Source organism: Chryseobacterium capnotolerans (genome assembly GCF_021278965.1).
GTDB classification, from domain to species: Bacteria; Bacteroidota; Bacteroidia; order Flavobacteriales; family Weeksellaceae; genus Chryseobacterium; species Chryseobacterium capnotolerans.
The window spans coordinates 4,750,917-4,764,930 of record NZ_CP065589.1 but is presented as its reverse complement, the minus strand read 5'-3'; the positions used below and the strand labels follow the sequence as shown (position 1 = coordinate 4,764,930).

The 14,014-nt window shown below is 31.1% G+C and carries 7 protein-coding genes and 1 pseudogene; 3 read left to right on the top strand and 5 right to left on the bottom strand.

The features are described from left to right. Positions 1 to 30: 30 nt before the first annotated feature. Together H5J24_RS22795 and H5J24_RS22790 are read right to left on the bottom strand one after the other, a co-directional pair. Positions 31 to 1,083 carry a SagB/ThcOx family dehydrogenase gene (locus tag H5J24_RS22795; protein ID WP_167386960.1) on the bottom strand — a complete coding sequence of 351 codons (1,053 nt, stop codon included), beginning with the start codon at positions 1,081 to 1,083 and terminating at the stop codon, positions 31 to 33. Positions 1,084 to 3,164: 2,081 nt separating this feature from the next. Continuing rightward, positions 3,165 to 5,528, bottom strand: coding sequence for an outer membrane beta-barrel family protein (locus H5J24_RS22790; protein ID WP_082811033.1), 2,364 nt, complete (start codon positions 5,526 to 5,528; stop codon positions 3,165 to 3,167). 471 nt (positions 5,529 to 5,999) lie between these two features. Between H5J24_RS22790 and H5J24_RS22785 the strand changes: the two genes are divergently transcribed. The 3 genes and pseudogenes from H5J24_RS22785 to H5J24_RS22775 all read left to right on the top strand — a co-directional run. After that, positions 6,000 to 6,968 carry a hypothetical protein gene (locus H5J24_RS22785; RefSeq protein WP_232815890.1) on the top strand — a complete coding sequence of 323 codons (969 nt, stop codon included), beginning with the start codon at positions 6,000 to 6,002 and terminating at the stop codon, positions 6,966 to 6,968. A gap of 104 nt (positions 6,969 to 7,072) precedes the next feature. Then, positions 7,073 to 8,875 carry a glycosyl hydrolase family 28-related protein gene (locus H5J24_RS22780; RefSeq protein WP_068940883.1) on the top strand — a complete coding sequence of 601 codons (1,803 nt, stop codon included), beginning with the start codon at positions 7,073 to 7,075 and terminating at the stop codon, positions 8,873 to 8,875. 194 nt (positions 8,876 to 9,069) lie between these two features. Next, positions 9,070 to 9,945 (top strand): annotated as a pseudogene (locus H5J24_RS22775) (YifB family Mg chelatase-like AAA ATPase); the annotation flags it as partial. A gap of 187 nt (positions 9,946 to 10,132) precedes the next feature. On the opposite strand, the gene H5J24_RS22770 reads toward H5J24_RS22775, so the two are convergent. The 3 genes from H5J24_RS22770 to H5J24_RS22760 are packed head-to-tail and all read right to left on the bottom strand — an operon-like array spanning position 10,133 to position 14,014. Then, complete coding sequence (locus tag H5J24_RS22770; protein ID WP_089690371.1) at positions 10,133 to 11,044, bottom strand: hypothetical protein; 912 nt, start codon at positions 11,042 to 11,044, stop codon at positions 10,133 to 10,135. A 1-nt stretch (position 11,045) separates the two neighbouring features. Continuing rightward, positions 11,046 to 12,827, bottom strand: coding sequence for an ORC-CDC6 family AAA ATPase (locus tag H5J24_RS22765; protein WP_232815889.1), 1,782 nt, complete (start codon positions 12,825 to 12,827; stop codon positions 11,046 to 11,048). Continuing rightward, the gene (locus tag H5J24_RS22760) at positions 12,824 to 14,014 is read right to left on the bottom strand and encodes a metallophosphoesterase family protein (RefSeq protein ID WP_089690369.1); all 1,191 of its coding nucleotides are present in this window, start codon (positions 14,012 to 14,014) and stop codon (positions 12,824 to 12,826) included. The genes H5J24_RS22765 and H5J24_RS22760 overlap by 4 nt, the downstream gene beginning before the upstream one ends.

Below are 14,014 nucleotides of genomic sequence, written 5' to 3'. Positions count from 1 at the left end.
TAATAATTTTCACAGATGCTATCGGAATTTTTAGTTAGAACTATACTCATCTACTTTTTTTCTCATGATTGAGTGCATAGATAAATAATCCCCTTTTCCGTAAGCTGTGAAAAAAACAGGTATTTTTTTGATTCCGTCCATTTTACAGAACTTTTCTATAGCAGAATCTTTGAATGCACCCGTAATCCAGGTTTGTAAGGACTGAGATACAGCAATCAATTGAGACGTTTGAGAGAAGTGACCTGCTTCTAATAATACAACTTTAAAGTTTCTCGGAGTTTTATATTTCCATGCTAAAACTTCAAGATTAGCAGCGAAAAAGATTCCAAATGAACATTTACCACCGAAAAACTGACCCGCTAAACATTCTCTTAAATCCTGATAAGAAAACTCATCGGTTACCTTACATAAAGAATGGGTTTCAGGCTCATACCAATAAACTCCTTTTTCAACTCCTTCAACATTGAATACCGTAATATAAGGCTCAATAATTTGTAAACTTCCTCCTGAAGGGCTGCTTCTTCTTCTAAAAGGTTTGTATTCTTCTTCTTCACCGTGAATATAACCGAAGGTGTAAAAAAGCATGTTGCTCAGCTGTTCAAGACTTGCTTCTGTATCTTGAAATTCTCTGATTGTTTTTCTCCTTTTTAAAGTATCATAAAAGTCTGTTTGTATTGGAGTAGGTTCTGGTAATTTGTATACCGTTTCATAGTCTTCTACCTGGCCTCTTCTTGGAAATTCCTGTTTCTTTACTCTTTTGCAGATATCAAGATACTGGCTGGCCCATTCTTCTTCTGTAGAATCTGACATTGATAAAGAGGTATCTTTAGTAATGTAGTTGAACATATGAGCATAATAATGCAAGTAAGGTTCCTCCAGATTGTTGTTTTCGGTTAGAACATCAGCTGTAATAAGATCATTGATAATTGCGTTCTCTGCAGTAGGGTGCTCTTCAGTTTGCGAGTAATCAATAAGTGTTTTAAGGTATTCTTTTCTTACACTGTACTCTTTTTTGTCTTTATAATTAAATAAAATGGGCTCGTTGTTTTTAAAGTATACAAAGAAATTATGTGAGATATTCATAGTATTAAAGTTTTTATTAAAGAAGGAGTGATTAATCATGAGTGAAAAATCACTCCTTCTGTTGGTGTTATTGTTGAGGATAATCTGGTAAGTAAGTACACATCACGTTAATATCGAAAAAATCGTGATTAATAGGATTTTCTATTTTAGTCATTGTTAAATTTTTTTGATTTTAGTATTTAATTTAGTTCAGTTAATTTTTCACTGTAATTATCCACAGATAAGATTGAAATCAAAAAAATCGTTGTCGATAGGTTTGTCTACTTGAGTCATGTTTTAAGTTTTTGAGTTTAATAATTGTTTTAAAAGTTCCTTTGTTCTGTTGTAATTATTTACAGATAAGGTTGAAATCGAAGAAATCGTTGTCGATAGGTTTATCTACTTGAGTCATTTCTTAAAGTATTAGAGGTTAATAATTGTTTTAAAAATTCCTTTGCTTCGTGTTGATTATCCACAGATAAGGTTGAAATCGAAGAAATCGTTGTCGATAGGTTTATCTACTTGAGTCATTTCTTAAAGTATTAGAGGTTAATAATTGTTTTAAAAGTTCCTTTGCTTCGTGTTGATTATCCACAGATAAGGTTGAAGTCGAAGAAATCGTTGTCGATAGGTTTATCTACTTGAGTCATTTCTTAAAGTATTAGAGGTTAATAATTGTTTTAAAAATTCCTTTGTTCTGTTGTAATTATTTACAGATAAGGTTGAAATCGAAGAAATCGTTGTCGATAGGTTTATCTACTTGAGTCATTTCTTAAAGTATTAGAGGTTAATAATTGTTTTAAAAGTTCCTTTGCTTCGTGTTGATTATCCACAGATAAGGTTGAAGTCGAAGAAATCGTTGTCGATAGGTTTATCTACTTGAGTCATTTCTTAAAGTATTAGAGGTTAATAATTGTTTTAAAAGTTCCTTTGCTTCGTGTTGATTATCCACAGATAAGGTTGAAATCGAAGAAATCGTTGTCGATAGGTTTATCTACTTGAGTCATTTCTTAAAGTATTAGAGGTTAATAATTGTTTTAAAAATTCCTTTGTTCTGTTGTAATTATTTACAGATAAGGTTGAAATCGAAGAAATCGTTGTCGATAGGTTTATCTACTTGAGTCATTTCTTAAAGTATTAGAGGTTAATAATTGTTTTAAAAGTTCCTTTGCTTCGTGTTGATTATCCACAGATAAGGTTGAAATCGAAGAAATCGTTGTCGATAGGTTTATCTACTTGAGTCATTTCTTAAAGTATTAGAGGTTAATAATTATTTTAAAAATTCCTTTGTTCTGTTGTAATTATTTACAGATAAGGTTGAAATCGAAGAAATCGTTGTCGATAGGTTTGTCTACTTGAGTCATTTCTTAAAGTATTAGAGGTTAATAATTGTTTTAAAAGTTCCTTTGTTCTGTTGTAATTATTTACAGATAAGGTTGAAATCGAAGAAATCGTTGTCGATAGGTTTATCTACTTGAGTCATTTCTTAAAGTATTAGAGGTTAATAATTTTTTTAAAAGTTCCTTTGCTTCGTGTTGATTATCCACAGATAAGGTTGAAGTCGAAGAAATCGTTGTCGATAGGTTTATCTACTTGAGTCATTTCTTAAAGTATTAGAGGTTAATAATTGTTTTAAAAATTCCTTTGTTCTGTTGTAATTATTTACAGATAAGGTTGAAATCGAAGAAATCGTTGTCGATAGGTTTATCTACTTGAGTCATTTCTTAAAGTATTAGAGGTTAATAATTGTTTTAAAAGTTCCTTTGCTTCGTGTTGATTATCCACAGATAAGGTTGAAATCGAAGAAATCGTTGTCGATAGGTTTATCTACTTGAGTCATTTCTTAAAGTATTAGAGGTTAATAATTGTTTTAAAAATTCCTTTGTTCTGTTGTAATTATTTACAGATAAGGTTGAAATCGAAGAAATCGTTGTCGATAGGTTTATCTACTTGAGTCATTTCTTAAAGTATTAGAGGTTAATAATTGTTTTAAAAGTTCCTTTGCTTCGTGTTGATTATCCACAGATAAGGTTGAAATCGAAGAAATCGTTGTCGATAGGTTTATCTACTTGAGTCATTTCTTAAAGTATTTATGGTTAATATTAATTTGTTCGGTCTACTTCTTCCAGTTTTATTTGCTTGTTGTTTCCTTTTACTTTACTGTTTCCAAATTGATAAGTAACACTGATGTTAAAGGTTCTTGCATCATAATAATTATCAGAATACGTATAGTAATTGGTGTAATGAGCCTTTCCTCTGAATTTCATTCCTTTTAAGATGTCCTGGATGGTCATGTTTACTTGTAATTTCTTTTCAAAAAGAGAAACTCTAAGCCCTGATGAAAGATTGTATATGTTTTCAAAATCAAAGTTTCCTTTGGTGTGAGGTAAAAAATTCAGGAAGTTTAAAAGAAAAGAAAACGTCTTACTTGAATTCAGGTGAACGGTATTGTTCACAGAATAATATAAAGAGTTTGAACTCAATCCTTTTACCTGGTCAATAATTCCCTTGGATTCTATATAGGCATAATTTACAGAAGCATACATATCCCATCTTTTGAAAAATGTGTTGGAATAGGTTGCATTGATTCCTAAACTATTTTCATCATAATTATTGAGATATTTTACAACCCGGTTGGTTCCTTCAAGGTCAACTACCTGCCCGAAATTATCAGTACTCATTTGATAATATGCCGTTACAGATAACTTATTGTTAAAGATGTATCCAAGTTCAAAGTTATTACTGAAAGATGGCTTTAGGTAAGGGTTTCCAATTACATAAGCATACGGATCCAAATAAATAGTGGTCGGGTTTAGCGCTCTTGCACTAGGACGTGTAATTCTTTTAGAATAGCTTAGGGTAAGTATATTCTTTTTATTTGCTTTATAAGTAAGATAAACACTTGGGAACCACTTTCCATAGGTGTTGTCTACCTCAGTGCTGTTGCGGGCCACTCCATTCAGAACAGTATATTCATATCTAAGGCCGGCTTTACCCTCCAGTTTTTCTGTGAATGACTTAGAAAATGTTATATAAGATGCCCAATTATCTTCGTTATAATCAAAAAAATTACTTCTATTGTTGTCATACATTGGTATATCATTATTATTAATAAAGAAATCTAGCCCGGTATTGGTGTTAAAATGGGTATACTTTCCACCAATTTCTCCAACAAATGATTTGAAAGGGAGGTATAAATCCACTTGACCAGAATAGATTTTGTATCTATAGTTTGAATTGATCTGATAATTTATACTGTTGGCATTAGATTCAGATGCTAAGGAAAAAGGATTATCGTTTCGACTATCAAAAAGATTTCCGCCCAAATATAATTTTTTGCCTAAGCTGTCTAATTTTCTCTCAAAATAAATATTCAACTGATTGTTTTTTGTCTTACTTATATTATAAGAGTTTGAAATTACGGTAGAATCAAGAGTATTTCCTTGATAATATTTTGATAAATTTTTGGAATCACCATCAGTGTCCGTGTCTGAGAAATTGTAGATAGCTCCAATAGATGTTTTATCATTGATTTTATAGTCAATACTATAATTGATATTGTATCCTTTAGTTTTATCCAGTCGGTTGTTTTGCGTTTTCAAAATATTCCCTGCATAAATAGATAGGTCCTCAGTGGTTGTCTTTTCATTGTCGAATTGGGACACTCTTAAAGAGGTATTGACCTTTTTAGACTGATAATTCAATGAACCATTATTGGAATAACCATTTCTGGATCTTCTCAGATAGCTGGTGGAGATATTTCCACTGAAGCCCATGCTTGAATTCTGTTTCAAAACAATATTGATGATTCCACTGTTTCCCTGAGCTTCATATTTTGCAGGTGGAGTAGTAATGACTTCAATTCTCTCAATATTTTCAGATCGGATGGTCTTCAGGTAAGAAACAAGTTCTTTTCCGGAAAGATTTACAGGTCTGTCATTAATCATAATAGAAACTGCACTTTTACCTATAATTTCTATATTTCCTTCGTCATCCGCTTTTACCATTGGAGTTGCTGCTAATACATCTAATCCGTCTACCCCTTTTGATGCAATAGAATTCTCTGTATTGAATACAAAACGGTCTATTTTTCTTTCAAAAGTTTTCTTCTTATTAACAACCAAAACTACTTCCTTAATTCCGGATACTTTTTCTTTTTCTATGGCTATAGAAATGTTTTGTGAAGCATTATTCAATAAAAATTCCTTAGAAGAATTAGTATATCCACTTGCAGAGGTAATCACATTATAAGTTCCGTGATTAAGTCCTTGTGTGCTGAAAGCTCCATTCTCATCAGTAATCTTTTCTGCAATAACATTGGTCTTACTATCAGAAGAATATATTTTTACTAACGCAAAAGGAACGGATTGCCCTCTTGTATCGGTCACTTTACCATTAAGCATATTCTGTGCATTTATTGCTGTTGCACTAAGAAGTGCGATACACAGGAAACTTGATTTTTTCATTATTTTCTGATTTCTATGCCTCAAAATTATAAAGCACAGAAAGAGAAAAGAATTATTTTCGACGAGATGGATGTTTTATCAGATGAAAATTAAAAAAAAACCGTTAAAGGCGTTCATCGATTAAATAGAGGGATAAAGGGTTTATTATTTAAAAGAATTAAGTGATAGAGGAAGTTAAAGAGCGGTTTGTAAAGTCAATGAATCGTAAAGCGTAGTAAATTTATGATGGGAATATTCCGGCGTTATATTTACTGACTCTATGTTCTGGCTATTTCCACTTGATTTTGTCTGGATTTTTTAATGAGGTGCAGGCTGTCAGATAATAAAAAGTGTTTTAGATCTGACCTGTAAAATATTCAATATTCCTTTTTTATTGATTATTCAATAATGAAAAGGCTCCATATTTATTCTAAAGTATTAATATTGACTAGGTTTCTTTCCTGTTTTTTGCGATATTTATCAAAATATTTAATGATGAAATTGAATTTTAATAAATTGTTTTTACCCTTGATGGTATTCTGTACGCTATGCGTGTATGCTCAAAAAAATGCTGAAAATATTGATGGGGTGTATCAAACAAAGGGCGCTGCTTTAGTAATCAATAAAAATAAAACGTTTCTGATCATAGCTTATGGTACTTTGATAAAAGGGACATGGACTATTGAAAAAGATCTTCTTTATGTGAAGCCTAAAAACCCTGAAGCCAAATTTTATGTATATGCCCGCAAAAATCCTGATATAAAATCAGGAATGCGCGTTAATTTTACAGGAGATGGTATCGGAAATAGTAATATTGTAGTAGGGGAGTTTCCCAATACAATGCAGCTTCTTTTTAATGATGATGCCAATTGTCTCAACTATCCTAATGTCTATATCTTCAAGGAAAAATTGTCTGCCATTACATTGTTGGAAGAGAAGAATTATGAAAATGGGTTAGAAGTGGATATCCCAAAATTGATGTATAATTTTCCAACGGGTGATTATAATGATTTTATTGTTCAGCATATGCAGGATAGTCTGTATCACCATGATTTTGTTTTTAAAATTTCAAAAAAAGGATTGTCAGATATGAATGGAAGCTCAGAAGAAGTTATTAAGAAATCTACTGTAAAAGAAGTATTTTCCAATGAAAAAGAACTGGAATTTATGAACCAATCTTTCAATATGGCTTTTGATACAGAGTACAAGCTGGTAAATAATGCTTATAATACCAATGATGATATGAATGAGAAAATTGATCTGAAGTACTATAAATATGACAAAACAAGGAATGTATATGTAAACCCTGCTGTACCCGCTAAGCAATTAAACTATAAAAGTGAAGACTACCATGATAATGATGTATTGATGAAATTTGACAGAATTACAGGTACTTCGCAGCCGTTGATCTCTGTAAAGAAGTCTGGAAAATCTCTGTTTGTTGCCAATTGTAATAACTAATAATTAAAAAGATTTTGAATACCTGCTTTTCTTAAAGTTCTCTTTTTATACGTCAAGTTTTGTCGTAGCCTGTATTGATATTTGTAATAACAAAATAACAAAATATGAATACAATAGAACAAAACGATCCATTTACGGGTGAATGGACAGTCTTTTTAGAATCTTCTGTTACTTATAATGGAGTACCCATTACTCTTGCGATGTGTGATGATATTATATACAAGAGTATAAACAATGTATTTTATAGAAGGGTTTTAATTAAAGATACAGTAAATGTAAAATGGTTTGGTGCTGTAGGTGATTCTGTAACCAATGACACACTATCATTTCAGAAATCGGTAGATTTTTTAAGTACAATAGGTGGAGGTAAATTATTAATACCAAGTGGCAGCTATGCCGTTGATCATATTGATTTTAGGACTAAAACCTACTCAAATATTGAGATTATAGGAAATAATTCGACACTAATAGGATTAACAAAACATAGAGCCTCTGTAGATGCAGCAGATGGAATTTTTGCTTTTGAAGCTTGTGTATCTAATCAGTCAGACGACTCAAACTCAATAAAAAATATTAAAATTAGCGGGCTCAATTTTTTCACATTGAATATTAAACCCCCAGAACCAGAGCCAGGACAAGAGCCAAAAGTTGATGAGCTTTCTCATCACATTGCGGCACACGGAGTAAGTGATTTTACTGTTGAAAACTGTACATTTACAGGGTTTTTTGGAGATGGAATTGCTATATGTAGAGGCTTGTTTCAGGATGGATATAGAAATGCCTATAATAAAAATGTTACTATAAAAAACTGTAAATTCGATGGGGATAACAAATTTAATCGACAAGCTATTTCAATTTACCATTGTGATAGATTTATAATCGATAACTGTGATTTTTATAGAACGACTGAAGTTGGAATGCCTGGTGCAATAGATATAGAATCCGACGATCCCAATTTAACGATTACCACTAATGGATTAATAACTAACTGTTATTTTAATGATATAGGAGGTATGGGAGCAATTTGTATTTTTTCAAAAAACAGATCTATTATTGATTTTCAACAGAATGAAAGATTAAATTATCAAAGCTTTAAAATTGATAATTGTAAATTTGAAGACGTTCATACCCCATTAACAGTGTATGGTAATTATGAGCCATTAACAAATGATGATAAGGATGATAATGGAGTGTATAGTATAGTATTTCAAAACTCAAATGTTTTAAAGGCCAAAAGAGCGATATATTTTAATGCTGCTTGCAGAGTAAAGGTCTCCAACGTTATTTTTAAAAATATTCATAATGATTCTCTGTCAGTTTGTGATGGTGGAGCATATAAAGTTTTATTTGAACAATGTGAATTTGATACTGTTAATAACCCTGCGGGTCTTTCTTTTGTAGGTGGCGGAAAATATATAGATTTTATAAAATGCATCTTTAAAAATTTTACGACCAATGTAATAACTTTTAATGTGTCAAAACCAATTGGTACCATAAAGTATAATCAGTTCTATAATTCAACGAATCCTGGTATGTGTCTTTTAACTAATCCAAGTGTTGATAATCTCAGAAATGCAATAATTGAAGGAAATGAATATCTTGGGAATATCCCTGAAATTGATTTCTATTCAATTATGAATCAAGGGTATTCATATAATTACGATACTGCTGTTATGATACCGTCAAATATTTTGTATCACAAAAGTGAATTTGAAAGTGAAGGCGTTTTTCCAGAAGCTTATCTTGGGAATACAAAAGGATTAGTCAGAAATGAAAGATTAGAAGATTACAATAATAAACCTGTTGTTTATCAGACTTTTTTACCGTATGACCCATTAGGTGTAAAGTGGACAAGGCAGGCACTTAATGATAATACATGGACAAGTTGGAAAAAATTAGAAAATTAAATTATTTTTAATTTAAGAAATATAATAGCGAAGATATATGTATTCTTCGCTATTTTGTTTTACCAATCTATATCCTGACTTTATTGAATATCACTATTTATTTTTATTGAGATCCTTTTTCTATAGAAAATTATCAGCATAACTGCCAGATTTTTAAAATAGTATATTAATTATATTTACTTTAAAAACACACCATGCTGATCAAAATTTATGGCAGTGCCATTCATGGCGTTGCGGCCCAGATGATAACCATTGAAGTAAATGTAGATACCGGCGGAGTAGGATATCATTTAGTAGGACTTCCGGATAATGCAATAAAAGAAAGCAGTTACAGGATTTCTGCTGCCTTAAAAAATGTAGGTTACAAGATTCCCGGAAAGAAGATCACCATCAATATGGCTCCCGCAGACCTGAGAAAAGAAGGTTCTGCATATGACCTGAGTATAGCTGTTGGTATTCTGGCCGCATCAGATCAGATTCTGGCCGAAGAAATTCAGAATTATATCATTATGGGGGAGCTTTCATTGGATGGAAGCCTGCAGCCTATTAAAGGCGTCTTGCCAATAGCCATTCAAGCTAGGGAAGAAGGTTTTAAAGGAATTATTCTTCCCATTCAAAATGCAAGAGAAGCAGCTATTGTAAGTGATCTTGACGTATATGGTGTAGAAAATATAAAGCAGGTTATTGATTTTTTTAATGAAGGAAAGCCTATTGAAAAAGTAATATTAGACACCAAAAAAGAATTCCAGGAAAGAATTAATGACTTTCCCTTTGATTTCTCAGAAGTGAAGGGACAGGAAACCGCAAAAAGAGCAATGGAAGTTGCCGCCGCAGGAGGTCATAATATCATTCTGATTGGCCCTCCCGGAAGCGGAAAAACAATGTTGGCCAAAAGGGTTCCGAGTATTTTACCTCCATTAACCTTGAAAGAAGCGCTGGAGACTACAAAAATACATTCTGTAGCAGGTAAAGTAGGAACAGAAGCTTCATTAATGACCGTTCGTCCCTTTAGAGCTCCGCATCACACAATTTCAGACGTCGCACTTGTCGGTGGGGGATGTCAATTACAAAAGAAAATGATAATTTACAATTCAAGATGATAAAATAACAATAGATGAAAATTACTTTAGTAATTTTCAAAAGTTATTACTTACTGCATTTTTTAATCTGTGGAATTTGTCAATAGTAAAAGAGAATGGAAAGCTCTATTTGATGATAAAAAATGGAAAGCCCACATTTTATGTTTGGTATTTAAATTTAATTATTAGAGAAGTATAAGTCATTAATAATATAAAAATTATTATCTAATGGTTCTCTATCATATTCATTTATATCATATCCAGAACCAACTCGCCATATATCTATTTCAGGATATTTTGCGGCCATTATCATTGACACTAAAGCAAATGGCTTAGGGCCTAAAGGTGCTATAATTATGCTATAATCTTTTTTTAATGTCTGATATAAACCGTTCAAAGATCTTTCTAAATTAAGCAAATCTCCAAAAGCATATGTGGTTATTTGGTTTTTTCTTTCACTGATTATAGTTTTGTTGTTTTCTTCTATTTTTTTTGAAAACATTGAATCCAATGAGGGTTTAGTATAAAATATATGACAGAATTTAGGATCTAAATGTTCTATTATACCCTCTGCCTTATTTTGCTCATATCCTAAGCAGACAATTAATGCTTTAGGCTTATCAGTTGGAATTACATATTTTCCAGGTAATGGTGCTATATCAGAATTGGGTTTAGGTGTAAGAGGCTCTGAATATTTAGAAGGTGTATAGGAAAATAGCACACGGATATTTTTTTGTTTAAGATTTTTCTTTGACAAGTACAGTATAATAGAATAATACCATGATTTAGTCATACAAGAATAATCTACAAGTAAAGTAAAATTTTCCTTATTATGGTTAGTGAAAATATTATCGAGAAGATAATAAATTTGATTACAATCTTTGATAGTTTGTAATTCAAAATTATTTGATATTGGTTTAAAATCGTCTTTGAAACGAAACATTATTGTTTTTTTTATTTCATTTTTATCTTTTACCTTATCAAATAAAGTTAACATCCTCTTTTCGTGGTTTCCAGCTAAGATTAAAAGATCTATTGATATTCCATTAATGTTATCTATATCAACTTGTTTTCCATATTTTATTTCCATATTAATCAAATAGAGTTTTTTGGTTAACTTGTTTAATACCCCTCAAGCATTCTGAAAGTTTAACACTAGGGTAGCTTCTAAGTGGAAGGTTGTATAAAAGACTCAGTAAATAAGCAAGCTTAAATTTCTTTCCACGAATTCTAAAATCAAAATTATCATCTTTTGAATCTACCAAAATTATTGCACCTTGGGAGATAGCTTTTTCTAAAAGAAAAATAATATCATCTGTTAAAAGTATTTCTTTGCTATCAACTTCAAATGTACCTTTAGGATCCATTGAAAATTTTTCACCTAATACTTGGTCTTTAAAATATAAACCTACTTTTTCCATAATATCAATTAAGGAATATGAGGTGTTATTACCAATAGGTATATTAGCAATAACATTTTTAAATCTTAGAGCAGCACTATGAAGTTCATCAAATTGCAAATTTTTTTCAGCGCCACTTTCTGACGATTTTAATAGTATTGAAGTTATAATACCTATTAACCATCTTGGATTTCCATCACAAATTTTTGATAAAACCTCAAGTCCAAAAAATAATTCGTTTCCCTTTTTTCTACTTCGATAGGTTACTTTATTGTTATTTTTGCTGATCTCATCGATGTAAAAATCTCTAAAATATACGATGGGTTTAATTTTTCGGAATATAGTGTCTTTAAGTTTTTTATCGTTTATTACAGGATTGTTGGGATCGATATTTCTGTCCTTTAAAAAATCATTGAAGGAAGGATCTTTTTTAGCTAATTCAATAATCTTTTTGAAAAATGAGGACCCTTTAGTATATAAGTTTGAACTATTATAAACTTCGTTTGATCCAAAGAAGTCTATGCCTTTCTTACCGGGAAATTTTTTTCTCAAAAGAGAAGTAATTATCTGGCTTGAAAAAGTCTCATTATCACCTGAATTCCACATTTTAATAATTTGCATATCATTTCCAGATGTAGCCGGATACTCAGATTGCAATAACTTTTCTAATTCTAGGGATAGTATTGGACTTGCACTTAATTTGTATAATAAAAATTGTTTTCTACTTCGCAGAGATCGAAACAGCTTCTGCTGTAACCATAGTGGGGCAAATTCTAACTCATCAAAGCATAGTGCCCATTTTTTTCCATCGTTTAGATTATAAATTCTTTCAAAAATTGGAATAATTGCTTCGACAGAAGTCTCAAAATTTAAATTGAAATATGATGGATGTGGAATAATATCCCCCTTTTTATAATTAAAAATTACTTGCTGGACTAGCTGATTAACTTCATCTACCCTTTTATTTAAAGCTTCTTTTATATAAACAAGCTTTGGTATAACCTGAGTTAACTTCCAAGCCTCTATTAAAGCTTTGCAAAGTTCAATTTCTTTTGATTCATCATTAAGTTCATACTCATCAATGATATAGGAAAATGTATCACAGAGAGAGGTAAATACATTACTATTCACTGAAAAATATGAAATAATCTGATCAAAATTTTCGAATTTTTCTAACTGAGAACTGTAGGTGTGATTTTTAACATCCCAATATATATCTGTTGAAATATATATAGCATAAAATGGAATGCTTTTTCTAATCTTACTAGCTCGTTTATCTCTCCATGAATTTAAGGCAGGAATTGTAAGCATTTTCATTAAGGTTGTTTTACCGCAACCTCTCGCTCCTAATATCACAGAGTGTCCGTTTTGTATTAATTTTTCAAAATTTGCAGACCATATGAAAGAAGCACCTACTTCATTTGGATTTAAATGCCTTGCATTATAAGCAGGATATATGTCATCTATTCTCATGAGTATAACTTTGCTAGATTATATACTTGGGTTGGCTTAGCTCTTAAACTTTTATCCATATGAATTTGTTTGTCAGACAATAATTTTTCAAGATTTTTTCCTTCGTCTGGTAATAAATGTATTAAGTCAGGAACCTGCTTTACTAGATCATTCCATGTCATTTTTCCTTCGCTTTTCATTATATTATCTATACTTTCTGCAAGGTCTTCAATATTTTTTTCACATCCAAATCCTGCGTATGATGGAAATCCACTTTCATCGTCTGGCTGTCCCCAGCCTGAATTTGGAAAGAAGGTCCAAGAATCAATTTCTCCTTTACAAATTTTATCTTTTTGTAGTGTAATTAAATGAAATGAATTTCTAACACTTGTAAACATTAGATTACTATGAGAAGAAAAACTACCTGAAGCAAATATTGGCAATCTATGACCGTGTAAAGTGGTATTATGATATCTAATTAATGGGTGATGTTTATGACCATGAATGAACAAATCAAATTTATATTTACCTAATACATTTAATAGTGAATCAGCGTTTTTAATTTTGTCTTCTTCACCAAGATTTAATATGGAATGATCAATTGGGTGATGGTGACTCATAGCAATCTTTATTTTGTCATCATCATTTGAAGAAAGGTGTTTTTCAATGTATTCAATCATAGCATCACCAACTTTTCCACTTTTAGAGGATTCTTTATTATAATGAAAATGAGTACTATTAATTAAAAGTATTCTATAAATATCACGCTCTATAATGACACAACCTTTGGACCAAAAAATGTCTTGTGCTGTTTCATCTTCAATAGGAAATCCTCTTTTTATTCCTTTTGCTACATCTAATGTATAATTTGAATTTTGGGCATATACGTCTACATCATGATTCCCAACAGTAGCAATTATTTCTTTAGAGTTTAATGCTCTGTGAATTTCTAATGAGAAACCCCACCCGGAAATAAAACCTTGTTGATTTGCCTTGTCGGTAAAATCACCAGGGCACAATGTTAAATCAACTTTATCTATTTTATTATTATTTATTTTTTCCAATAGATCATCTACAGGATGATCATTAGAGGGTACTCTAAGCTTGTCTGTTAATAAATAAGATTCATCATTACCTTCACCTGTTTTTCTTTTTGGATGGCAATGTAGATCACTGATAATTGCTAATTTAAGTACACGTTTCTCCAT